The 20,845-nt window shown below is 67.1% G+C and carries 23 protein-coding genes; 21 read left to right on the top strand and 2 right to left on the bottom strand.

Annotated elements, in window-relative coordinates; genetic code table 11:
* Window positions 1-197: 197 nt before the first annotated feature.
* From BN423_RS03225 to BN423_RS03145, 17 genes are all read left to right on the top strand, one after another.
* Complete coding sequence (locus tag BN423_RS03225; RefSeq protein ID WP_019238829.1) at window positions 198-1,091, top strand: DMT family transporter; 894 nt, start codon at window positions 198-200, stop codon at window positions 1,089-1,091.
* Between the two features lie 142 nt (window positions 1,092-1,233).
* Window positions 1,234-1,704: a hypothetical protein gene (locus tag BN423_RS03220; protein ID WP_019238828.1), complete on the top strand. Its 471-nt coding sequence runs from the start codon at window positions 1,234-1,236 to the stop codon at window positions 1,702-1,704.
* On the top strand, window positions 1,697-2,482 hold the full coding sequence (locus tag BN423_RS03215; RefSeq protein ID WP_019238827.1) for a GntR family transcriptional regulator: 786 nt from the start codon (window positions 1,697-1,699) through the stop codon (window positions 2,480-2,482). Before BN423_RS03220 ends, BN423_RS03215 begins: the two co-directional genes overlap by 8 nt.
* Complete coding sequence (locus BN423_RS03210; protein ID WP_019238826.1) at window positions 2,466-3,221, top strand: GntR family transcriptional regulator; 756 nt, start codon at window positions 2,466-2,468, stop codon at window positions 3,219-3,221. The genes BN423_RS03215 and BN423_RS03210 overlap by 17 nt, the downstream gene beginning before the upstream one ends.
* Window positions 3,222-3,412: 191 nt before the next feature.
* Complete coding sequence (locus tag BN423_RS03205; protein ID WP_019238825.1) at window positions 3,413-4,267, top strand: sugar phosphate isomerase/epimerase family protein; 855 nt, start codon at window positions 3,413-3,415, stop codon at window positions 4,265-4,267.
* Window positions 4,264-4,689: a PTS sugar transporter subunit IIA gene (locus tag BN423_RS03200; protein ID WP_026088995.1), complete on the top strand. Its 426-nt coding sequence runs from the start codon at window positions 4,264-4,266 to the stop codon at window positions 4,687-4,689. Before BN423_RS03205 ends, BN423_RS03200 begins: the two co-directional genes overlap by 4 nt.
* A gap of 23 nt (window positions 4,690-4,712) precedes the next feature.
* Window positions 4,713-5,183, top strand: a complete 471-nt coding sequence (locus BN423_RS03195; RefSeq protein ID WP_019238823.1) for a PTS sugar transporter subunit IIB — start codon at window positions 4,713-4,715, stop codon at window positions 5,181-5,183.
* 37 nt (window positions 5,184-5,220) lie between these two features.
* Complete coding sequence (locus tag BN423_RS03190) at window positions 5,221-5,991, top strand: PTS mannose/fructose/sorbose/N-acetylgalactosamine transporter subunit IIC (protein ID WP_019238822.1); 771 nt, start codon at window positions 5,221-5,223, stop codon at window positions 5,989-5,991.
* Window positions 5,981-6,832, top strand: a complete 852-nt coding sequence (locus tag BN423_RS03185) for a PTS system mannose/fructose/sorbose family transporter subunit IID (RefSeq protein ID WP_019238821.1) — start codon at window positions 5,981-5,983, stop codon at window positions 6,830-6,832. The genes BN423_RS03190 and BN423_RS03185 overlap by 11 nt, the downstream gene beginning before the upstream one ends.
* Before the next feature lie 146 nt (window positions 6,833-6,978).
* On the top strand, window positions 6,979-8,226 hold the full coding sequence (locus BN423_RS03180; RefSeq protein WP_019238820.1) for an MFS transporter: 1,248 nt from the start codon (window positions 6,979-6,981) through the stop codon (window positions 8,224-8,226).
* Between the two features lie 64 nt (window positions 8,227-8,290).
* Window positions 8,291-8,959, top strand: a complete 669-nt coding sequence (locus BN423_RS03175) for an HAD family hydrolase (RefSeq protein ID WP_026088994.1) — start codon at window positions 8,291-8,293, stop codon at window positions 8,957-8,959.
* A 40-nt stretch (window positions 8,960-8,999) separates the two neighbouring features.
* Window positions 9,000-9,662, top strand: coding sequence for a deoxyribose-phosphate aldolase (gene deoC, locus BN423_RS03170; RefSeq protein ID WP_019238818.1), 663 nt, complete (start codon window positions 9,000-9,002; stop codon window positions 9,660-9,662).
* 33 nt (window positions 9,663-9,695) lie between these two features.
* A complete protein-coding gene (locus tag BN423_RS03165; protein ID WP_019238817.1) occupies window positions 9,696-10,664 on the top strand; it encodes an SIS domain-containing protein in 969 nt (322 codons plus the stop codon).
* A gap of 23 nt (window positions 10,665-10,687) precedes the next feature.
* The gene (locus BN423_RS03160) at window positions 10,688-11,566 is read left to right on the top strand and encodes a PfkB family carbohydrate kinase (protein WP_019238816.1); all 879 of its coding nucleotides are present in this window, start codon (window positions 10,688-10,690) and stop codon (window positions 11,564-11,566) included.
* 49 nt (window positions 11,567-11,615) lie between these two features.
* A complete protein-coding gene (locus tag BN423_RS03155) occupies window positions 11,616-12,452 on the top strand; it encodes a Cof-type HAD-IIB family hydrolase (RefSeq protein ID WP_019238815.1) in 837 nt (278 codons plus the stop codon).
* A gap of 89 nt (window positions 12,453-12,541) precedes the next feature.
* Window positions 12,542-13,204, top strand: coding sequence for an HAD family hydrolase (locus tag BN423_RS03150; protein ID WP_019238814.1), 663 nt, complete (start codon window positions 12,542-12,544; stop codon window positions 13,202-13,204).
* A gap of 3 nt (window positions 13,205-13,207) precedes the next feature.
* Window positions 13,208-13,942, top strand: a complete 735-nt coding sequence (locus tag BN423_RS03145; RefSeq protein ID WP_019238813.1) for a GntR family transcriptional regulator — start codon at window positions 13,208-13,210, stop codon at window positions 13,940-13,942.
* A gap of 63 nt (window positions 13,943-14,005) precedes the next feature.
* Here the strand turns inward: BN423_RS03145 and BN423_RS03140 are convergent, their stop codons facing one another.
* Both BN423_RS03140 and BN423_RS03135 read right to left on the bottom strand, forming a co-directional pair.
* A complete protein-coding gene (locus BN423_RS03140) occupies window positions 14,006-14,773 on the bottom strand; it encodes a TatD family hydrolase (protein WP_019238812.1) in 768 nt (255 codons plus the stop codon).
* Window positions 14,770-15,519 (bottom strand): tRNA threonylcarbamoyladenosine dehydratase, encoded by a 750-nt coding sequence (locus BN423_RS03135; RefSeq protein ID WP_232385483.1) that lies wholly within the window; start codon window positions 15,517-15,519, stop codon window positions 14,770-14,772. The genes BN423_RS03140 and BN423_RS03135 overlap by 4 nt, the downstream gene beginning before the upstream one ends.
* 465 nt (window positions 15,520-15,984) lie before the next feature.
* On the opposite strand from BN423_RS03135, the gene ettA reads away from it, so the two are divergent.
* The 4 genes from ettA to BN423_RS03115 all read left to right on the top strand — a co-directional run bounded on the left by ettA (window position 15,985) and on the right by BN423_RS03115 (window position 20,696).
* Entirely contained in the window at window positions 15,985-17,664 is a 1,680-nt protein-coding gene (ettA, locus tag BN423_RS03130) for an energy-dependent translational throttle protein EttA (RefSeq protein ID WP_019238810.1), read from the top strand.
* Between the two features lie 154 nt (window positions 17,665-17,818).
* Window positions 17,819-18,586, top strand: a complete 768-nt coding sequence (locus tag BN423_RS03125) for a GntR family transcriptional regulator (protein WP_071784321.1) — start codon at window positions 17,819-17,821, stop codon at window positions 18,584-18,586.
* Window positions 18,571-19,305, top strand: coding sequence for a GntR family transcriptional regulator (locus tag BN423_RS03120; protein ID WP_019238808.1), 735 nt, complete (start codon window positions 18,571-18,573; stop codon window positions 19,303-19,305). Before BN423_RS03125 ends, BN423_RS03120 begins: the two co-directional genes overlap by 16 nt.
* Window positions 19,306-19,553: 248 nt before the next feature.
* Window positions 19,554-20,696, top strand: coding sequence for an SIS domain-containing protein (locus BN423_RS03115; RefSeq protein ID WP_019238807.1), 1,143 nt, complete (start codon window positions 19,554-19,556; stop codon window positions 20,694-20,696).
* Window positions 20,697-20,845 lie beyond the last annotated feature (149 nt).

Here is a 20,845-nt window from a genome sequence, read left to right as displayed (position 1 = left end):
TCACGATCCTCACCACCGACCGACTTGCCCGCTACTACGAGACGGTCACCAAGCACAACCTCAAGTATCGTCGTTACTATCACCAGTTCGACTACTAAGGGGTGCGCCCGGGGACGGGCTCGCATAGACCAAGGTCGATGAAGGGCGGCCGGGGGCTCGGCGCCCGGCTGCTTTTTTGCTCGAAAGGCGGGGTGCGCATGGGCGAGATGCGGGGGCGCGCGGCTGCGGGCGCGCAACTGAACACCGGATACCTCTGGCTGCTGGGGACGGCGGTGGCGTGGAGCTTCTCGGGCGTCTTCACGAAGCTCAACGGCCAGCCCGGCTTCCTCATCAGTGCCATCGCGTCCCTCGTGGCGCTGCTGTTCTACGCCATCGTGATCCGCCCCACGATCCGCATCTCGAGGCTCGTGGTGGCGGCGGGCATCGCCTCCTACCTCATGGGCATCACCTTCACCTACGCCAACAAGCTCACGAGCGTGGGCAGCGCCATCGTGCTGCAGTACAGCTCCATGGCGTTCGTGGCGCTCTACGAGGCCATCGAGCAGCGGCGCATCCCGCCCGCGCGCAAGGTGCTCGTGATCGTCATGGCGCTCGCGGGCATGGTCGTCTTCTTCTTGGACAGCCTCTCATTCGAGCACGTCCTGGGAAACCTCCTCGCCATCGTGTCCGGGGCGTTCTTCGGCCTCATGTTCTTCCTGAACGCCAAGCCGGGCTCGTCCCCCGTGACCTCCTCGATGCTGAGCTGCGCCATCTCCGTGCTGCCGGGGCTTTTCTTCCTGCAGCGCATCCCGCACATCCTGCCGCGCGAGCGGGCGCTCATGACGGCGAGCGGCATCGTGTGCTCGGGCCTCGCGAACGTGTGCTTCGCGCGCGGCATCACGCGCGTGCAGCCCCTCACCGCGAACCTCATCACCATGCTCGAGGTGGTCTTCGCGCCCACCTGGGCGTTCGTCTTCTTCCACGAGCGGTTCGGCCGCTTCGCGCTCGCGGGCACCGTGCTCATCATCGGCAGCATCATCGTGAACCTCGTGCTCGAGCAGCGCGAGCGCGACGCCTGCGCCGCGCAGGCGGTCTGCGAGCCCGCGCGCTAGGCTCGCGCCGCCGTCGCCCGCGGCGGCTCCCATGCCGCTCAGGGAAACCCCGCTGCCATCTACGGATTAGAATTGGTATTAAATTAGTCGAATAGGTATAGTTGATAGCGAGAACGATCCCTCGAGGGAACGGAGAGCGGACATGATGGAGCCCCAAGCGGTCGACGGCGCCTTCGAGGCCACGCGAACCATACTCGCGCCCATGCCCACGCTCGGCATCCCCGAGGTGCTCGCCGACGAGGGGCGCGGCCTGTGGAGCGTGCGCCAGCCAGGGGTGGAGGTGCCCCGGGTCTACCGCTGCGCGGACATCCGCTCGTGCCAGGTTTACGAGGTCGAGGGCGAGCGGCAGCCCGTCCCGGAGGGCCTGCAGGGCATCGGCGAGATCTTCATGAACCCGATGGCGGTCTCGCGCGCGAACATGGCGCGCCGGGGTGACCGCATCTTTGGCGCCGGCGTCCTCGTCGAGATGGCCGGCCTCGCGGAGCCCGTGCGGATCGGCATCTGGTCGCGGCCGCTCAAGCGGGGCTCACGCTCGTACCGCAACGTCATGGGGAGCGCGGAGGAGCTCAAAAGCGCCATCGAGGGCCTGATGGTAGGGGAATCGGATGGCTAGGCGCATCGAGGTCTCGCCCTTCGATCGTGCCTACGAGGGGGTCTTGGAGTACATCGAGGCCCATGGCCTCGAGCCGGGCGACCGCCTGCCCTCGGAGCGCGACCTCTGCGTGGCGCTCGACGTGTCGCGCACGACGCTGCGCAGCGCCCTCTCGCAGCTTTCCGCCATGCACGTGGTGGAATGCCGCCCCGGCTCCGGTAGCTTCGTGTGCACGCCGCGTCCCACCACGCACCTCGACGACCTCTCTGGCTTCTCCAAGATCGTGCGCAAGGCGGGCGAGGTCCCCCGCTCGCGCGTGCTGGGCAGCGAGGTCGTCGCCTGTCCCGACAAGATCGCCCCGCGGCTCGGCCTCATGCCGGGCGACCCCGTGTTCAAGCTGCGCCGCGTGCGCGGCGTCGAGCGGGAGGCGGTGTGCGTCGAGGTCGCCTACGTCGCCGCGGCCGGGTGCCCGGGCATCGAGGGCATCGACTTCGCGCGGGAATCGCTCACCCGGGTGCTCGAGGCGCGCTTTGGCAAGGCCGTCGCCCATACGACGCTCACCGTCTCGGTAGCCCGCGCGACCGACGAGGAGGCGGGGCTTCTGGGCATCGCGCCGCGCGCCCTCGTCTTCTCCGAGCGCGAGCTGCGCGCCGACGCCTCGTTCGCCCCGGTGGAATACTGCGAATCGGTGTACGTGCCCGAGCGCTTCGGCGTGGTGTGCACCACCGTGTTCAAGACCCCGGGCGGCGGCGAGGGCTGGCCGGGGGAGGAGGTGGAGCCGCATGTCGAAAGGCTATAGCTCGGCGCCGTGGCTCAACGAGAACGCCGAGCCGGCGCACCTGCCGCTCTACCTGCGCATCCGCCGCGCCATCCGCGACCGCATCAACGCGGGCGAGTTCACGCCCGGCGCGTCGATCCCCTCGGAGACCGACCTCGCCCAGAGCTACGGCACCACGAAGCTCACCATCCGCAACGCCATCGACGGCCTCATCGACGAGGGGCTCCTGTTCCGCGTCCAGGGCAAGGGCACGTTCGTCACGCACGGCCTGCGCGCGAACAGCGCCTCGCACGGCCCGCGCGGCTTCCGCGCGAGCCAGGGCGACATGCGCCACCGCCCGACCGTGCGCGTGCTCGAGACGGCGCTCCGCCCGACGGGCGCCTACTACGCGCGGCTCTTCGACGTCTCGCCGGAAAGCGAGCTCTTCCAGGTGCGCCGCCTGAACTGCGTCGACGACGAGCCGTTCGCCATCGAGAACGCGCTCGTGCCCTGCGAGCTCTTCCCGGGCATCGAGACCGTGGACGTGTCGCTGTTCAGCCTCTACGAGTTCTACGCGCTGCGCGGGCACGCGGTCGTGCGCGCCTTGGAGGAGCTCGAGGTCTGCGAGCTCAAGCCGCGCGAGGCCCAGCTGCTGCGCGGCAGCGTGGACGACCCCGCGCTGGGGATCCGCTGCGTGAGCTACGACGGCGCCGGGCGCGCGCTCGAGTACGTGACGTCGGTGGCCATAGGGAAGTACGCCTGCTATTCCGTGTCGCAGTGAGGTGAGGGGAGAGGCTGCACGGGTCGGGGATATATACCGCTTATCGACTTTTTCATACCACTTAGCCTGTTTCCCACGTACACGGGCATATGGGATGTCGCAAGCGTCTATCCTGATGCTAGGTATTGGTCTGGAAAAACTACCGACTGGTATAGAAAAAGGTCGGTGCACGCACACGAGGGGGAGGGAATATGATCGGCGATGCCTGGCAGGTTGCCGCGATGAATTGCCACTACCGCTTCTTCTCCCTCGAGAGCTTCTTCCGCGACGCGCGCGATGCGGGGTACGCGGCCGCCGAGGTGTGGTGCGGCCCCATGCACTTCGCGCTCGACTGGGCGCGCCACGACGACCCGCGGGGGCTCGCGGAGCTCGCCCGGCGCTACGGCATCCAGATCATCGGCATCTGCCCGGAGCAGACGAACCCCAAGCCCGCGAACATGGCGGCCTGCGGCGACGATGCCCGGGAGCGCACGCTCGCCACGTTCAAGAACGTGATCGACGTGGCGCGCGATACGCAGGCGGGGAAGATCGTCATCACGAGTGGCTGGGGCTTTCTCGACGAGCCGCGCGCGGACGCCTGGGAGCGCAGCGTCGCGATGCTGCGCCAGGTGGTCGCCTACGCGGCCGAGCAGGGCGTCGTGCCCGCCATCGAGGCGCTCCAATGCGACGAGACGAACCTCGCCCGCTCCGCCGAGGAGCTCGAGCGCCTGCTCGACGACGTGGCCGACGACCGCCTGGCCGTCTGCCTCGACCTGGGCGCCGCGTGGCGCGCGGGCGATACCATCGCCGGCTACTTCAAGCGCTTCGGCACGCGCATCCAGCACCTCCACTTCTCGGACATCGGCGCCGAGAGCCATCTCGCCTGGGGCGACGGCGCCCGCGACATGGCCTCCGACCTCGCCGCGCTCGAGCGCGCGGGCTACGCCGGCCCTGTGAGCTTCGAGATCGTCAACTCGCGCTATCACACCGACCCAGCGGCTGCACTTTCGCAGTCGGCTCGGCAGTACCGTGCGGCCCTCGATAGGCTGAAGGAGGTGTACCAATGAGACATATGGTAATCGCGTCGCATGCGCACTTCGCTGCCGGCATCTCCGAGGCGCTCGCCCTGCTGGGCGGCGGTTCGGGCGTCGACATCAAGGTCATCTGCGCGTTCGTCGACGGGAACAACGACATCGCCCAGGCGGTGGCCGACACGCTCGCCGAGATCCCCGCGGAGGACGAGGTCCTCGTCTGCACGGATATCTTCGGCGGGAGCGTGAACAACGAGTTCACGAACGTCGTCCAGCAGCGGGGGAACATCCATCTCGTGACGAACATGAACCTGCCGCTCCTGATCTCGCTCCTCTTCTCCATCAACGAGCCCGATCTGGCCGCGGCGATTCGCACCGCCGTGTCGACCGATGAGGTCCGGCCGAAGTACTGCAACGACGAGCTGGCTGCACTCGATGCGGACGACGAGGAGTTCTAGTAGCAAGGAAAAGGAGGGAAACGATGATTCTACTAACGCGCGTCGACCATCGCCTACTTCACGGTCAGGTGGCGACCTCGTGGGTGGGCACGCTCGGTGCCGACTGCATCTTCTGCGTCGGCGACCACGTGGCGAACGACCCGGTGTGGAAGACCACGCTCAAGCTCGGCAAGCCCGCCGGCTGCAAGCTCGTGATCAAGGACATGGCCCACGCCATCGAGGCGATCAACAGCGGTGTGACCGACAAGTACAAGATGATCATCTGCGTGCAGACCATCGCCGAGGCCAAGCAGCTCTGCGACGGGTGCCCGCAGATCAAGAGCATCAACCTGGGCAACACCAAGGAGTCCCCGACGACGAAGACCATCTCGCGCCAGGTGTTCCTCGAGCCCGAGGAGGAGGAGATCCTCCGCGAGCTCGGTTCCCGCGGCATCGAGGTCGAGATCCGCGGGCTCGCGGAAGAGCCCAAGGTGGATGCCCTGCAGCTGATCTAAGGCATCACCGCGCTCCCAAGTGATTGGAGGTAGACGCATGCTTTTCGAGAGCATACTCTGCGCAGTTCTGTACGTGTTCTTCAAATGCTTCGATTACCAGCTCGGCACGCTCTACGCGTTCCGTCCTATCGTGGTCTGCCCGGTTGTGGGCGCCTGCCTGGGCGACCTGCACACCGGCCTCATCCTCGGTGCGAGCATCGAGGCGCTCTTCATGGGCTCCGTCTCCATCGGCGCCTACATTCCGCCGGATGCCACGTCCGCCGGCCTGCTCTGCACGGCCTACGTGTGCCTGCTCGGCCTTGACACCGAGGTCGCCGTCGGCCTCGCCATGCCCATCGGCACGCTCGTCCTCGGCGTGGGCAACCTCGGCCAGCTGGTGAGCAACTGGCTCACGAGCTTCATTCCCGGCATCGCGCTCAAGGGCGAGGGCAGCAAGCTCATGGCACTGCACTGGCTCATCGGCATGTGGCTGATCCCCGTGTGGCTCGTGCTCATCTTCTGCGCGGTGTACTTCGGCTCCGGCGCCATCGACTGGCTCGTGAACGCCGTCCCGTCGTTCGTGCTCAACGGCTTCGCCGCCGCCGCGAACATCCTGCCGGTCATGGGCTTCGCCATGCTCCTGCGCCTCATCTACCGCAAGGAGCTCCTGCCCTACCTGTTCCTGGGCTTCCTGATCACCTCGTACATGGGCGTCTCGACGCTCGGCGTGGCGCTCATCGCCATCATCATCGCCGTCCTGACGCTCGGCTTCTTGGACAAGAACCAGACCACGGCGCAGATTGAGGGGGCTGACGACGATGACTTCTAATGAGACGGCGCAGGGCGCCTACAAGACCGGCGAATACGCCATCACCAAGCAAGACCTCACGAGGGCTTCCCTTTCCATCGGCGCGCTCGGCATGGAATTCTCCTGGACCTACGCGAACCAGATGGGCCTCGCCTTCGGCCTCATGGTCAAGAAGATGCTCAAGAAGATCTACCATGACGACCCGCAGGGCTACGCGGCCGCGCTCGAGCGCCACACGGCGTTCTTCAACATCACCGTGTGCCTCGCCCCGTTCGTCGGCGGCATCGCGATGTCCATGGAGGAGCGCATCGCCAAGGGCGAGCTCCCGCCCGAGTCGGTCAACGACATCAAGGCCGCCCTCATGGGCCCGCTCTCCGGCATCGGCGACGCCATCTTCCTGACCACCATCCGCGTGGTCGCCGCCGGCATCGCCATCTCCCTGGCGTCCCAGGGCAACGTGCTCGGCCCCATCCTGTTCCTCTTGATCTTCAACGTCCCGCAGTTCTTCCTGCGCGTGTGGGGCATCCACAAGGGCTACGAGATCGGCGTGAGCCTGCTCGAGACGGCTGAGCAGTCCGGCATCATGGACAAGGTCATCAAGGCCGCCGGCATCATCGGCATGATGGTCGTCGGCTCCATGACCTGCGGCATGTTCTGGGCGTCGCTCGCCATCGAGTTCGGTTCGGGCGACGAGGTCACGTCGCTGCAGAGCGTGCTCGACGGCATCATGCCCGGCATGCTCGGCCTCGCCTTCATGGGCCTGTACTACTTCCTGCTGAAGAAGAAGGTCTCCCCGATGATCCTCATCCTGGGCACCATGGTGCTCGGCGTGGTGGGCGTCTACTTCGGCATCCTGGCCTAAGGCTTCGTCCGCACAGGGGCAGTGGGGTTCCGCTGCCCCTTTTCTCATAGGGTTGAGAGCATAACGTCTTAATACGATTTATCGGTGATAGGGATCGGCTTGCTCGCCGCCGCGGCGCGGGACGGGCGAGGGAAGGGGCTGGGACCGTGGGCATCACGGGAAAAGACGGGGGACTGGCCGCGCTGACCTCGGGCGAGCGGCGGCTCATCGCGCTCGAATCGCTCCAGTGGTGCGCGGTGAACGCCGTGTACTTCCTGGGGCTCATCGGCGCGGCGACCTACGAGCTCGGCGGGGATGCGTTCCTCGTGGCGGCCATCACGCTCGCGCGCAACCTCTGCAACTCGCTCGCGAACGCCGCGGCGGGACCGGTGATCGACCGCGTGGGGCCGCGCAAGACGGCGCTCGTCACGCTCGCGGCCATGCTCGCCATGAGCGTCTTCATGGGCGTCGTGCCGCCCTCGGTGCCGACGCTCATGTTCGCCGCGGTGATGATGGGCCTCGGAGGCGGCGCCATCAACACCTGCACGCGCACCTACCCCGTGTACCTCACGCGCGGTCGCGCGGGGCTCGCCCGCCTGAACGGCCTCATGGTCTTCTACAGCAACATCGCCTATGCGGCCGGCCCCATCGCCGGCGGCGTGCTCGCGGGGTTCTTCCCCACGCGCGTCGTGTTCCTGTTCATGGCGGCGTGCCTGGTGGCCGCCCTCTACGTCACCTGGGGCTGCCGCGAGGTCATCGAGCCCGAGCGCGCCGCGGACGAGCCCGCGGACGACAAGCTCGGCGTGGTCTCGGGTGTGCTCGAGGGCGCCCGCATCACGATGCGCACGCACGACCTGCGCCTCATCTTCGTGAGCGGCTTTTTGGGCTTCTTCGCGTTCGGCGCCTTCGACTCGCTCGAGTCGCTCTTCTACCGCGACGTGCTCGTCGTGGACGTGGTGTGGATGGGCATCCTCTCCGCGGTGTCCGGCTTCGGCATGGCGATCGGCTCGTACATCTTCACCAAGATCCCGCCGCGCAGGATCGACGTTCCGCTCCTGCTCGCGACCCTCATGTTCGTGGGCGTGGGCTCGATGATCTATGTGGGCACGAACGTGCTGGCCATCGCCATCGCCGGGCAGTTCATCAACGGCCTCGCCTGGGGGTTCATGGAGCCCACGCAGGCGATCCTCGTGCAGGAGCGCACGCCCATGACGCACCTGGGGCGCGTGATGGGCTTCGTGCGGCTCGGCCTCAACAGCGCGGGCGTCGTCCCGCTCGCCATCGCGCCCTTCCTGGCGCAGGTCTTCGGCGTGCAGGAGGTGCTCTTCGGTGCCTCGTGCATCATCGCGCTCGTCGGCGGGGTGAGCTACGCGTGGCGCCGCGCCTCGCATGCGCGGCAGTTGGAACGGGAGTAACGAAGGTATGTCCGGCGGCGCGGGTGCGCCCGGCCGGCTCGGCAGAAAGGGGAGCGTGATCTGGATGCAGGGGCTTCAAGCGGTCATCTTCGACATGGACGGCGTGCTCGTCGATTCGGAGGCGGCGTACCGGCGGGTCCACGAGGCGTTCTTCGCGTCGCAGGGCGTCGCGGTGTCGCCCGAGGAGTTCGACGCGCTCGCGGGGTCGTCGCGCAAGGTGGAGCGGCAGCTCTACGCGCAGTGGTGGGAGCGCTCGCGCGGCGAGCAACTCGACGGCGAGGAGATCGAGCGGCGCGAGGACGCGTTCTGGGACGAGCATCCCATCTGCTATCGCGACATCATGAACCCGGGCGTGCCGGAGACCCTGGACGAGCTGCGGCGCCGGGGGTACCGCCTGGCCGTGGCCTCGTCCTCGCCGCTCTGGCACATCGAGAAGGTGCTCGATGAATGCGGCATCGCGGGGTTCTTCGAGGCGGTCGAGAGCGGCGATGAGCTCCACCAGAGCAAGCCGAACCCCGAGATCTACCTCCTCACCCTGGCCAAGCTGGGGCTTCCCGCCGAGGTGTGCTGCGCGGTGGAGGATTCCGACCCGGGGCTCACGGCAGCGCGCCGCGCCGGGCTCTTCGCCATCGCCAAGCGCGAGGAGCGCTTCGGCTTCACCCAGCGCGACGCCGATGTGGTCGTGGACGGCATCCCCGGCGTCATCGACGCGGTGCTGGGCTACGGGAGATAAGATTCGAGCCGCGTGCTGCGGCGTGAAGGGAGCGTGCCGTATGGGCATCAACGCGTACATCGACTACATCGACGATCCGAACGACACCTTCGACCAGTACCTCGAGAAGGCGCGCGCCTACGGGTTCCGCTGCGTCTTCGCCGACCCCGAGACATACGACCATGCGTGCGCGGCGCTCGCGGGCACGGGCATCATCGTCGCGGGCGCCATCGACTTCCCGGCGGGCGGCCTCACGCTCGAGGAGGAGCTGCCCGTGTTCGAGCGCTACGCCGCGGCGGGCTTCACCGAGATCGACTACGTCTTGAACCAGCGCGCGCTCGAGGAGCGCGACTTCGCCGAGCTCGAGCGCGAGATGACGGGCGTCGCGGAGTTCTGCCGCGCCCACGGCATGCGCGACAAGGTGATCGTCGAGATGCCGAAGCTCGAGAGCGAGCAGGACAAGCGGCGCGTCTGCGAGATCGCGCTCCGCGCCCGCCCCGCGTTTCTCAAGACCTCGTCCGGCCGCCCGTACAAGGCGACGCTCGAGGACGTGCGCCTCATGCACGAGGTGCTCGGCGACGCGGTGCGCGTGAAGGCTGCGGGCGGCATCCGTACCTACGAGCAGGCGCGGGCGTTCATCGACGCGGGCGCCTCGGCGATCGGTGCGACGGCCGGCATCGCGATCGTGGAAGGGGAGCGCGCAGCGGAGGACGCAGGGGAATAGGGCGCGTGAAGGCGGCATCTGAAAGGGGACGACATGAAGCCGTTCAATCTCGTGAAGGACATCATCGCCGAGCGCGGGAGCATCGAGGAGGTGTACTGGGTCGCGTGCGGCGGGTCGCTCATCGACCTGCTGCCCGCGCACATGCTGCTTGAGCGCGAGAGCCGGCGCATCGCGTCCAGCGCCTACACGGCGCGGGAGTTCTGCATCACCGCGCCGAAGCGGCTCGGGGCGCACAGCCTCGTGGTCGCGTGCAGCCACAGCGGCAACACGCCGGAGGTGCTCGATGCGTGCGCGCTCGCCCGCGAGCGCGGCGCGGCGGTCGTGGCGCTCACCGACGACGCGGACTCGAAGATCGCCCGCGAGCCGCTCATCTGCTGGGTGTACCCCTGGGGTGCGGACGTGTCGGCCGGCGAGGTACCCTCCGGCATCGCGCCACTCATCGCCGCGGAGCTGCTCGACCAGCAGGAGGGCTATGCGGATCTCGCCGACCTCTACCAGGGCGTCGCCGTCATGGACGACGTGCTGCCCGCCGCGCGCGCGAAGGTGAACGCCGAGCTCGCCGGACGCTTCGCCGCGCTCTGCCAGGAGCACCCGTTCCTCTACATCGTGGGCTCCGGCCCCAACTTCTGCCAGACCTACGGGTTCGCCATCTGCTCGCTCATGGAGATGCAGTGGCAGAACTGCTGCTACATCCACTCGGGCGAGTACTTCCACGGCCCCTTCGAGGTGACGGAGCCCGGCGTGTTCTATTTCCTGCAGATGGGCTCGAGCGAGTTCCGCGCCATGGACGAGCGCGCTCGGGCGTTCCTTGAGGGGCACACGGATACCCTCATGGTGCTCGACGCGCTCGACTACGGCATGGACAAGGTTCCCGCGGCCGCCCGCGCCTACCTCGACCCCGTGCTCTTCTATGCCATGAACGTCGAGCTGCGCGCGGCGCGCGGCAAGGTGTTCGACCATGACCCGGACTACCGCCGCTACATGGGCGTCGTCCCGTATTAAGCCTGCCGTCGCGAGGAGCAAGCATGGGGTTTGACGTATCGATCGTGGGGTTCGGCGACAACGTCGTCGACCGCTACGAGCACCTGGGGGTCATGTATCCCGGGGGGAACGCGGCGAACGTCGCGGTCTACGCGCGCTGGCTCGGCGCCGCGCGCGCGGCCTACATGGGCATCTTCGGCACGGACGAGGCGGCGGAGCACGTGATCGAGAGCCTCGAGGACGAGGGCGTCGAGCTCGTGCGCTGCCGGCAGGAGATCGGCGAGAACGGCGCCTCGAGCGTGACGGTCGAGGCCGGCGAGCGGGTGTTCCTCGGCTCGAACCAGGGCGGCGTCCGCGGCCGCTCGCGCTACGTGCTCGACCGCTTCGCCCTCGCCTACATCCGCGGCTTCGATGTCCTCCATACCGGGAGCTACTGCTTCACCGAGCGCGAGCTGCCCTGCGTGCGCGCGGCGGGCGTGCCGGTGAGCTTCGATTTCTCCGAGGACTCCGTCGACTCCTATGTCGAGGAGGTCGCGCCGTTCGTCGACTACGCCTTCTACTCGGCGGAGGACGAGGCGGACGACGCGACGGTGGCGGAGCGCCTACGCTGGCTGCATGGCCTGGGGCCGGCCATCGCGGTGGCGACGCGCGGCCGCCGCGGGTCGGTCGCCTTCGACGGCGCGCGCTTCTTCGAACAGCCCATCAAACCCGCGCCCGTGGTGCGCGACACCATGGGGGCGGGCGATTCGTTCATCGCGGCGTTCCTCCTGGGCTATCGTTCCCGGATCGGCGCAGGGGCCGTGCATGACGATGCGCTCGCCTCGGCGCTCGACGGGGCGGCCTCGTTCGCGGCCGAGGTGTGCGGCATCGAGGGGGCGTGGGGGCACCCCAAGCGCTTCGCGCCGGATGACGGGAAACGGTGATACCCTTGGTGGCGGACGCCAGGGGACAGCTGAGAAAGGGAGAATCTCTGTGACCATCAAGGCCATCGCCCTCGATATCGACGGCACGCTCACGAACGACGCGAAGGTCATCACGCCGCGCACCAAGGAGGCGCTGCTCGCCGCCGAGCGCGCGGGCATCACGCTCATCCTCGCCTCGGGCAGGCCCGCGCACGGCCTGCGCGCCCTCGCCCACGAGCTCGAGCTCGACCGCTACCACGGCATGCTCGTCGCCTACAACGGCTCGCAGGTGCGCGACGCCACCTCGGGCGAGCTCCTGTTCAACCAGGCCATCCCCGTTAAGGAGGCGCGGGCGGTCCTCGAGCACCTGCAGGGCTTCGACGTCATCCCCATGCTCGTCGACGCCGACCGCCTCTACGTCGAGGACGCCTACCGCTGCACCATCTACCACAAGGGTGCGCCGAAGAACATCATCAAGTACGAGCGCGACGGCTGCGGCCTGCGCATCCACGAGGTGCGCTCGCTCCTCGACTGGTGCAACACTCCGCAGAACAAGATCCTCACGGCGGGGACGGACACGTACCTGGCCGAGCACCACGAGGCCATGGCGGCTCCCTTCGCCGACAGCCTGAGCTGCATGTTCACCGCCGACTTCTACTTCGAGTACACGGCGCAGGGCATCGACAAGGCGCGCGCCCTCTCGGTGGCGCTGCCCGAGCGCGGCATCGACCCCTCCGAGCTCGTGGCGTTCGGCGACGGCCAGAACGACATCCCCATGCTCGAGCTCGCGGGCACGGGCATCGCCATGGCTAACGCGACCGACGAGGTGAAGCGCGCAGCCGACGCGGTGACGGGCTCGAACAACGATGACGGCATCGCCGCCGCCCTCGAGGAGCTGCTGGCCTAGCGGTCGGCACCGCTGGCCGCGGCTTCCTTGCCGTGGCGCCTGCGCTCGCGTATCGTATAGGACAGGTGCGTACAACCCGAGGAGGCCCGATGCCTGGACAGTTCCCGTTTGAAGCCGTGATCTTCGACATGGACGGCGTCATCGTCGACTCTGAATACGCCTATGCCCAGGAGGAGCGCGCCTTTCTCGACGCCCACGACATCGACGTCCCCGACGAGGAGATCGCGCGCACCGTCGGCTGCTCGCAGGAGACCTTCCGCCAGACGGTCGTGAGCTGGTGGGAGCGCGGCGGCTACGGCACGCTCACCCCCGAGGAGGCCATCGCGCGCTTCAACGCGTGGGGCGAGAGCTACGTGTACGACTACCGCGCGCTCATGAACCCCGGCGTGCCCGAGACGCTTGCCGCGCTGCGCGAGCGCGGGGTGCGCCTGGCGCTCGCCTCGTCCTCGCCCATGGACAACATCCGCGAGGTGCTCGACGCCTGCGGGATCGCGGGCGCGTTCGAGGTCGTCGTGAGCGGCGAGCAGTTCCATAAGAGCAAGCCGAACCCCGAGATCTATCTGCACACCTGCGAGCTGTTGGGACTCGACCCCGCCGTGTGCTGCTGCGTCGAGGACTCGCCCTACGGCATCGAGGCGGGCAAGCGCGCGGGGCTCACGGTCTTCGCCAAGCGCGAGGAGCGCTTCGGGTTCTCGCAGGATGAGGCGGACGCGATCATCGACGCCGTCCCCGACCTCCTCGCGCTGGAGTAAGCCATGGGACGGCTGGAGCAGCGGACGTCCATCCCGCTCTACGAGCAGGTGATGAACGGCATCCGGGACAAGATCGAGTCGGGTGCGTACCAGCCGGGCAGCCAGATCCCAACGGAGCACGAGCTCGCCGAGGCGTACCGCGTGGGGCGCGTGACGGTGCGCCGCGCCATCGAGGAGCTCGCCGCCGAGGGCTACCTCACGAAGCAGCAGGGGCGCGGCACCTTCGTGAACCCGCCGAAGCTCCTGCGCAAGGTCCAATTCGGGACGGACGTGCAGAGCTTCAGCGCCGCGTGCCGCGAGGACGGCATGGAGCCGGGCTCGACGCTCGTCGCGCGCTTCACCGCGCCCGCGGGGGGCGAGCTCGCGGCGTTTCTGGGTATCCCCGAGGGGGACGAGGTGCTCGTGATCGAGCGCCTGCGCACGGCGGACGGCATCCCCGTCCTGCTCGACCGCCACTACCTGCACCGCGAGCGCTTCGCGTTTTTGCTGGGCGAGCAGCTCGACGGGCCGGTCTCCCTCTTCGAGCTGCTGCAAGAACGCGCCGGCATCCGTCCCCGCCAGGCGCCCGGCCGCACCATCGAGATCGCGCGGGCGAACCGGGAGGTCGCCGCGGCGCTCGGCGTTCCCGAGGGCGAGCCGCTGTTCCTCATGAAGTCGCGGTTCTTCGATGCCGAGGGCGCGCCGATCTTTGTGGGTTGGCAGTACATCGTGGGGTCGCGCTTCGTGCTGTGCGCGTAAGCTTCGCTTTCGGCGGCGAGCCGGCTGCGGTGCGCTGCTTGGGCGGGCGCGGCGCGCGGCTGCCTACGCGAGGTCGAGGAGGCGCGCGCTGCGGGCGGCGATGTCGGCACCGAGCGCCGCGGGATCGGCGCCGCGGATTTCCGCGAGCCGCGTCAGGCTCGTCGTGAGCGAGCGCTCGATGCCCTCGAGGCTGTAGGGGGCGTGCAGCTCGGGCGGCGCGTCCGTCTCGAGCAAGAGGCGGTCCGCGGGCAGGATGCGGGCGTATTCGCGGCCGCGCTTCGTCGCGAGCATGTGCTCGTTGATGGAGAAGAGGCAGCCTGTGCGCACCGCGCGCCAGAGCTCGTCGGTCGACCCGCTGAACCAATGGAAGACGCAGGTGACGGTGCGCGCGGCGCCCGTGCGCTCCAGGATGTCGAGCACCCGGCTCGCGGAGCGGATGGCGTGGATGGAGGCGATGCGCCCGGGCAGGGGGTGCGCGCTTGCGGCTTCCATGATGCGCCCGAACGCCCTCGTCTGCGCCTCGATGCTCGCCGCGCCGCGCTTGCCCGCGTCGAGGCCGACCTCGCCCAGGTATGCCGTGTGCGCGGCGCGGGCTGCTGCCTCGCGCGCGTCCTGCTCGCCGCACGTCCCGTCGGCGATCCACCAGGGATGGAGCCCGGTGCCCACGCGCACGTTCGGGCAGGTGGCGAAGCACGCCCGGGCCGCGACGGCGTCGGTGGGGGTGACGGTCGTGCAGAAGAAGCCGACGCCCGCCTCCTGCGCCACGCGGGCGATCTCGACGCCGTTCGTCATGAGGTCGAGGTGGCAGTGCATGTCGACGAGGCGCATCATGCGCCGCCGCCCGCGCCCGCGAGCCGGCGCATCACGAAGCCGGCGAGCATCTGCCCCATGATGGGCGGGAGGTAGGAGGTCGTGCCGAGGGGCGGACGCTCGGCTCCTTCCGCCGCGGCGGGGAGCTCCGGGCGCTCGATTGGCGGTTCCGGGGAATAGAGCACGTCGAGGTGGCGTATGCCGAGCTTGCGGCAGCCCTTGCGGATGACGCGCGCGAGGGCGTCGCCGTGCGTGTCGTAGATGTCTGCGAAGCGCAGCTGCTCGGGATAGAGTTTCATCGCGCCGCCCATGCTGCTCACGAGGGGGATGCCCGCCCGTTCGGCAAAGGAGGCGAGTACGAGCTTCGTCACCACGGTGTCGATGGCGTCGACGAGGTAGTCGATGCGGCCGCCCGCCTCGGCGCGCGCATCCTCGATGAGCGCGGGAACGTCTCTGGGCAGCAGGAACGTATCGCGTGTGATGACGCGGATGCCCGGGTTGATGCGCTCGACGAGCAGGCGCGCCGCCTCGGTCTTGCGCATGCCGACGGTATCCGTCCAGGCGAGTGCCTGACGGTTGAGGTTGCTCGCAGCGACCTCGTCGCCGTCGACGACGATGATGGTGCCCACCGCGCCGCGCGCGAGCGACTCGATGCAGTTCGAGCCCACGCCGCCCGCGCCCACGACCATGACGGTCGCGGCCTGCAGGCGCGCGAGCCCCGCGCTGCCCCAGAGGGCTTCGAGTCGAGATGTCGCCGTTTCATTCATGCATCCATTGTAGGCGAGCGGTTTTTCGAGCGCGAGCGCGAAAAAATGGTGGTGGAATTCAGATATGCACGATGCGGGGCGCGAATCGAGGGGTGCGGAGCCCAAAAGCACCTCTCTAGGGCGGCGGGGCGTCCTCGAATCCTGGGGTTTTCTCTCGGAGGCATGCGTTCGCCCGCGCCCGTGAGCCCCCCTGGCGCCTTGCCAATCGCGCATATCTGAATTCCATCACCACAAAATCGCTCTCGCGGCGCAAAAACGTGGACGCGGGGTGCTGGTGTTGGGATCGTGCCCGCCTGCAGGCGCTGTTACGGGCGCGCGGAGCCGTTTGGGCGGGGCGCGCCGGCCGCGTGCGCTGATGGTTTCGGAATGGAGAGCGGCCGGGACCATTCCCGCGACGCCGCAGGTCTGAGACGATACCGGGCGACACCATCGCATCGATACGCAACGCAGAGCAGGGAGTTCTTCATGGCGGAGTTCATTTACCAGATGTATCAGGCGCGCAAGGCGCATGGCGACAAGGTCATCCTCGACGACGTGACGCTCAGCTTCTACCCGGGCGCGAAGATCGGCGTCGTGGGCCCCAACGGCATGGGCAAATCGACGCTCCTCAAGATCATGGCGGGCGTCGAGGAGGTCTCGAACGGCGAGGCGCGCCTCACGCCGGGCTATACCGTGGGGCTGCTGCCGCAGGAGCCGCCGCTCGAGGAAGACAAGACCGTGATCGAGAACGTGCGCCTGGCGTTCGGCGACCTCATGGCGAAGGTCGAGCGCTTCAACAAGATCGGCGAGGAGATGGCCGAGCCCGATGCGGACTTCGACGCCCTCATGGCCGAGATGGGCAAGCTCCAGGACGAGATCGACGCGGCCGACGGCTGGGACATCGACTCCAAGCTCGGCCAGGCCATGGACGCCCTGCAGCTACCCGATTCCGACACGCCCGTCTCCGTGCTCTCGGGCGGCGAACGCCGCCGCGTGGCCCTCTGCAAGCTCCTGCTCGAGGCACCCGACCTGCTGCTGCTCGACGAGCCCACGAACCACCTCGACGCCGAGTCGGTGCTGTGGCTCGAGCACTTCCTGAAGAACTACCCTGGCGCCGTGCTCGCCGTCACGCACGACCGTTACTTCCTCGATAACGTGGCCGAGTGGATCTGCGAGGTCGACCGCGGGCACCTCTACCCCTACAAGGGCAACTACTCCACGTACCTCGAGACCAAGGCCGCGCGCATCGCCGCGCAGGGGCAGCGCGACGCCAAGCTCGCGAAGCGCATGGCCTCCGAGCTCGAGTGGGTGCGTTCGAGCCCCAAGGCGCGCCAGGCGAAGAACAAGGCGCGTCTCGCCCGCTACGAGGAGATGGAGGCCGAGGCGCGCGCGAGCCAGAAGCTCGACTGGACGGATATCCGCATCCCCGTGGGGCCGCGCCTGGGCGCGAAGGTGCTCGAGGCGACGCACCTGCACAAGGAGTTCGACGGCCGCGTGCTCATCGACGACCTCTCGTTCAGCCTGCCGCGCGCGGGCATCGTGGGCGTCATCGGCCCGAACGGCGTGGGCAAGACGACCCTCTTCAGGATGATCATCGGCCAGGAGGAGCCCACGAGCGGCTCCATCGAGCTGGGTGAGACGGTCAAGATCTCTTACGTCGACCAGAACCGCGCGGGCATCGATCCCGACAAGACGCTCTGGGAGGTCGTCTCGGGCGGCACGGACAAGATGCTCGTCGGCGAGACCGAGGTGCCGAGCCGCGCCTACGTGGCGAGCTTCGGCTTCAAGGGGCAGGACCAGCAGAAGCGTGCGGGCGTGCTGTCCGGCGGCGAGCGCAACCGCCTCAACCTCGCGCTCACGCTCAAGCAGGGCGGCAACCTGCTGCTGCTCGACGAGCCCACGAACGACCTCGACGTCGAGACGCTGTCCTCGCTCGAGGCGGCGCTGCTCGAGTTCCCCGGTTGCAGCGTGGTCATCAGCCACGACCGCATGTTCCTCGACCGCGTGGCCACGCACATCCTTGCGTGGGAGGGCACGGACGAGAACCCGGGCGCGTGGTACTGGTTCGAGGGCAACTTCGCCGCGTACCAGGAGAACCGCATCGCCCGCCTGGGCGACGACGGCGCACGTCCGCACCGCGTTCATCGCAAGCTCACGCGCGACTAGGCAGACGGTTTCTGCGCGATAGATCGCTTCCGATGCCCTCGGGGCGGTTTTCTGCGAGTCGGATGACTCGGCGAGACCCGCCCCGAATGGCTTTGCGCGCCATCTCTGGAGTACAATCTCCCTCGATGGCGTCTGGTGAGAAGGGTGGGGTCGAGTGGCGGCATCAGTTCCAGCGACGCCTCCGCGCGACCGCGCCGAGGAGGGGATTCTCTACTATATCCAGCGCTATCGCCTGATGGGCGTCGACCGTCTGCCTGCAGAGCGCGTCCTTGCCGATAAACTCGGCGTTTCGCGTACGGCGCTTCGCGCTGCGATCGGCCGCCTCGAGGCGGCTCATATGCTTGAATGTCGCCATGGTGCGGGAACGTTTATCTGTCCGGTCAAGCCGGTCAACATCTTCGAGGAGACGTATAGCTTCTCCGACTCGGTGCGCGCGGTGGGGCGGACCCCCGGCTCACGTGTGATTTCCGCCCGGTGGAAGGAGGCCGACGCTGGCCTCGCTGAGCGTACCGGTCTCGCTGAAGGCGCTCCCGTGTTCGAACTCTGCCGCGTGCGTCTTGCCGACGGGTCCCCCGTATCGATCGAGACCTCTTCAATCAACGGCGCGCTCTGTCCGGATATCGATCGCCATGACTTCAGCAGCGAAGAGCTCTATGCGGTTCTTGATCGGTCGTATGGCATCACCGTCGAGCATGGAGCGGAGCGCATCTCCATCTCGCGCGCGAACGCTGATGAGTCGAATCGTCTAGGGATACCGAAGGGCGCCCCGGTCTTTTTTGAATCGGCTCTTGAATATGATGCCCAGCATACGCTCGTCGAATACGTGAAGACGGTCATCAATCCAGCACTCTATAGGTTTGCAAGCGTGGGCGGAAAGCGGGAAGTCGTATCGGAAGGGGCGCGCGCATGGCTGAACGCGTGAATGCCCGAACTGCCGGTACCGGCCTGAGCTCGTTGAGTCCCGTGATTCTGGATACGCTTGTAGAGCGCATCGAGCGCGGGGAATATCCCGAGGGTTCGAGCTTGCCCTCCGAGCACGATTTGGCGCGAGAATTCGGAACAACGCGCTTCGTGGTGCGCGCCGCCCTCGATGACCTCGCCGAGATGGGGCGGATTCGCCGCGTCCGCGGTAAGGGAACCTATGTCACCAGCCGGCGCTTCGGCGAGGTGGGTGAGGTGGGCGGGTTTCGCGAGTCCGCGCGAACATCGAACCGCACGGCCTCTGTACGCGTGCTTTCGCGCTCGCGTCGACGCGCGGGCCCGTATCTCGCCCAGCTTTTCGAGATCGACGAGGATGACGTGCTCTATTCGATTCGCCGCCTGAACAGCGTGGATGATGAACCGCTTTCCATCGAGCGAGCCTTCGTCCCTCTCGCGCTGTTCGAGGGCATCGAGGACATCGACGTCTCTGTGTTCAGTCTCTACGAGACGTACAAGCTGTACGGCCGCGCGGTCGTTGCGACGGAGGAGCGGCTCGACATCGATACGCTTTCGGCTCATGATGCAGCGTTGCTGCAGGTGTCGCCCGGCGATCTAGCGCTCTCCCTTGCGTGCCTGAGCTTCGACGCGACGGGAACGGTGATCGAATACTCCAGTTCGCTGTGCCGAGCGGATCGGGGGAGTTACAGCTACGAGTATTGAGCGCGGATAGTTGCCGACGGCATCGCGTGGATGCAGCGCTGTGCGCCGCGGCTCAGGTGCCAATCCCTACTAAACGCCAAGTTATGAGTAATTAATACCAATTACCGAGGAATCGCTACCGCTCGTCGCATGGCCTTTGCGATTCTCAAAGTGGTATTAAATACTCTTGAGTAGTAATTGGTATTAAATAATCTGAAGATGTCGCTTGCTGCGATGCTGCGAGCATGGTCACGGGGTGGTGATAGCTCATGGAGATGGCGGATTACATTGAACGTTCTGTGACGCGACTCGCTGAAGTCTCCGAAAAGGAACGGGAACTCGTTGAGCCGTTGGTCGAACGGTTTGTCGCAAGCGATTGCGCTGCGCTGCGCATCATCGCATCCGGTTCATCCAAGAATGCCGCCGACATCGCTCGACCGTTGTTGCAGCGCGTGTTGGACTGCGAGGTGCAGGTGGTGACGCCCGAGGCGTTCATCGAGTTCGAACACGCCCAGCCCAAGCGCGCCTTCAATGTTGCTGTTTCTCAAAGCGGCTATTCGACCAACACGATTGCCGCGCTTGATTTCATGGCCGCCCGCGATGTTCCGTGCGCTGTGCTCACGGCCAACACCGCGGCGCCCATTTCTGAACATGCGTCATGCGTGTTCGATTACGGGGTGGGAGTCGAGTCGGTCGATTTCGTAACCATGGGCGTTCACACGCTCATCAGCTATCTGATGCACTTCGGAATCATGGCGGGGGAGCGTACGGGAACCCTCGATACATCAGAGGCTGAACGGCTCCGTGGCCGCCTTCAAGACGCGGGGAGCGCGTGCTCGTCGGGGATCGATGCCGCACGGAGCCTCTTTCAGAAGCGTCGGCTCGCGCTTTCCGCGCAGGCGCCGGCCATGTTCGTGGGCAACGGCGCCCTGCGTGGCGTCGCGCAGGAGGCGGCGCTCAAATTCAGCGAAACGACGAAGGTGCCGGCCATGTGGTTCGAGGGCGAGGAATTCATCCATGGACCCGAGATGCAGATCATCCCAGGATACCTGGTGGTCATCTTCGATGACCCGATGGGCTCCAAGCGCCTGGCGGATATCGCGCGCGGCATCGCTTCGGTTACGGAGACATGCTATTTCGTCACCTCGCATCCGAGCGGTGCGGAAAACGCAGCCTCGTTCCATGAAGCGGCGGTCAAGGCGGCATCTGCAGAGACCTACCCGTTCGCTGCCCTCTCCTTTGTCCAATACCTCGCCGCGCAGATCGCGAGCGCCCTTAACAGCTGGGACGTGCATCCCTTCCTCGACGAGGTAGACGACGTATTCGCGTCAAAGGCGCCTGGTTACGACGCCTCTGTTCATGAGCTTGAGCGTCTTGCGGACGCCCTATACGGAGACTCGGCGGAAGCCTAACCGCCGCTCATATGTGTCGGGATTCCTTTAGGCAGGAGAAGGGAGCTAGGGAATGAAACAGACGGAGAAGGTCGAGATCATGAACTTCGACCAGGAGGGCTACCTCGAGGACGGCCGGGCGCTCGTCGAGACCGGCAAGCAGATGGCGG

This window comes from Enorma timonensis, from assembly GCF_000321165.1.
In the GTDB taxonomy this organism is placed as follows: domain Bacteria; phylum Actinomycetota; class Coriobacteriia; order Coriobacteriales; family Coriobacteriaceae; genus Enorma.
The sequence above is the reverse complement of the archived record's forward strand: the minus strand, read 5'-3'. Positions and strand labels throughout refer to the sequence as shown.

What these genes read in the sequence shown, in the direction of transcription:
- BN423_RS03200 (WP_026088995.1), top strand. Translation starts at nt 4,264, where the DNA reads ATGAGACATATGGTAATCGCGTCGCATGCGCACTTCGCTGCCGGCATC.
- deoC (WP_019238818.1), top strand. Translation starts at nt 9,000, where the DNA reads ATGGGCATCAACGCGTACATCGACTACATCGACGATCCGAACGACACC.
- BN423_RS03140 (WP_019238812.1), bottom strand. Translation starts at nt 14,773, where the DNA reads ATGATGCGCCTCGTCGACATGCACTGCCACCTCGACCTCATGACGAAC.
- BN423_RS03165 (WP_019238817.1), top strand. Translation starts at nt 9,696, where the DNA reads ATGAAGCCGTTCAATCTCGTGAAGGACATCATCGCCGAGCGCGGGAGC.
- BN423_RS03210 (WP_019238826.1), top strand. Translation starts at nt 2,466, where the DNA reads ATGTCGAAAGGCTATAGCTCGGCGCCGTGGCTCAACGAGAACGCCGAG.
- BN423_RS03215 (WP_019238827.1), top strand. Translation starts at nt 1,697, where the DNA reads ATGGCTAGGCGCATCGAGGTCTCGCCCTTCGATCGTGCCTACGAGGGG.
- ettA (WP_019238810.1), top strand. Translation starts at nt 15,985, where the DNA reads ATGGCGGAGTTCATTTACCAGATGTATCAGGCGCGCAAGGCGCATGGC.
- BN423_RS03175 (WP_026088994.1), top strand. Translation starts at nt 8,291, where the DNA reads ATGCAGGGGCTTCAAGCGGTCATCTTCGACATGGACGGCGTGCTCGTC.
- BN423_RS03115 (WP_019238807.1), top strand. Translation starts at nt 19,554, where the DNA reads ATGGAGATGGCGGATTACATTGAACGTTCTGTGACGCGACTCGCTGAA.
- BN423_RS03185 (WP_019238821.1), top strand. Translation starts at nt 5,981, where the DNA reads ATGACTTCTAATGAGACGGCGCAGGGCGCCTACAAGACCGGCGAATAC.
- BN423_RS03145 (WP_019238813.1), top strand. Translation starts at nt 13,208, where the DNA reads ATGGGACGGCTGGAGCAGCGGACGTCCATCCCGCTCTACGAGCAGGTG.
- BN423_RS03190 (WP_019238822.1), top strand. Translation starts at nt 5,221, where the DNA reads ATGCTTTTCGAGAGCATACTCTGCGCAGTTCTGTACGTGTTCTTCAAA.
- BN423_RS03135 (WP_232385483.1), bottom strand. Translation starts at nt 15,519, where the DNA reads ATGAATGAAACGGCGACATCTCGACTCGAAGCCCTCTGGGGCAGCGCG.
- BN423_RS03160 (WP_019238816.1), top strand. Translation starts at nt 10,688, where the DNA reads ATGGGGTTTGACGTATCGATCGTGGGGTTCGGCGACAACGTCGTCGAC.
- BN423_RS03225 (WP_019238829.1), top strand. Translation starts at nt 198, where the DNA reads ATGGGCGAGATGCGGGGGCGCGCGGCTGCGGGCGCGCAACTGAACACC.
- BN423_RS03150 (WP_019238814.1), top strand. Translation starts at nt 12,542, where the DNA reads ATGCCTGGACAGTTCCCGTTTGAAGCCGTGATCTTCGACATGGACGGC.
- BN423_RS03120 (WP_019238808.1), top strand. Translation starts at nt 18,571, where the DNA reads ATGGCTGAACGCGTGAATGCCCGAACTGCCGGTACCGGCCTGAGCTCG.
- BN423_RS03205 (WP_019238825.1), top strand. Translation starts at nt 3,413, where the DNA reads ATGATCGGCGATGCCTGGCAGGTTGCCGCGATGAATTGCCACTACCGC.
- BN423_RS03195 (WP_019238823.1), top strand. Translation starts at nt 4,713, where the DNA reads ATGATTCTACTAACGCGCGTCGACCATCGCCTACTTCACGGTCAGGTG.
- BN423_RS03220 (WP_019238828.1), top strand. Translation starts at nt 1,234, where the DNA reads ATGATGGAGCCCCAAGCGGTCGACGGCGCCTTCGAGGCCACGCGAACC.